The sequence below is a fragment of the Aeromonas aquatica genome (genome assembly GCF_000764655.1).
GTDB lineage: Bacteria > Pseudomonadota > Gammaproteobacteria > Enterobacterales > Aeromonadaceae > Aeromonas > Aeromonas aquatica.
Genome location: NZ_JRGL01000077.1, coordinates 1 through 502 on the forward strand (window position 1 = coordinate 1; position 502 = coordinate 502).

Annotated in this window: 1 protein-coding gene; it reads right to left on the reverse strand. The window is 63.5% G+C overall.

Annotation, left to right across the window (positions count from 1 at the left end):
• The coding region (rfbD, locus tag LG30_RS0107885; RefSeq protein ID WP_033130162.1) for a dTDP-4-dehydrorhamnose reductase at positions 1-502 on the reverse strand (502 nt) is incomplete at both ends.

The window sequence follows — 502 nt, forward strand, 5'->3', positions numbered from 1 at the left end:
TATCGAGCCGTGAGTTATGGGGGCGCTTGGCGGGCGTCGGGAAGGCGCTGGTCGGCACGGCTTTGACCTGGGTCACGGCCAACTCGACACCGGCGTCCCTCGCCTTGGCAAACACCCGCTGGGCATAATCAAACCAGGTGGTGGTACCGGAGGCGATCAGATGATAGAGGCCCGCCACCTCGGGTTTGCCTTGCGCCGTGCGGATCGCATGGGCCGTGCAGTCGGCCAGCAACTCCGCACCGGTCGGTGCACCGAATTGGTCATTGATGACCGACATCTCGCTGCGCTCCTTGCCAACCCGCAGCATGGTCTTGGCGAAGTTGGCACCGCGGGCGGCATACACCCAGCTGGTGCGGAAGATGAGGTGGCGGGCACACAGTTCTGCTGCATGCTCACCCGCCAGCTTGGTCTCGCCATAGACGTTGAGCGGGGCGGTCTGGTCGCTCTCGACCCAGGGACGTTCGCCACTGCCATCGAATACGTAATCAGTGGAGTAGTGTAC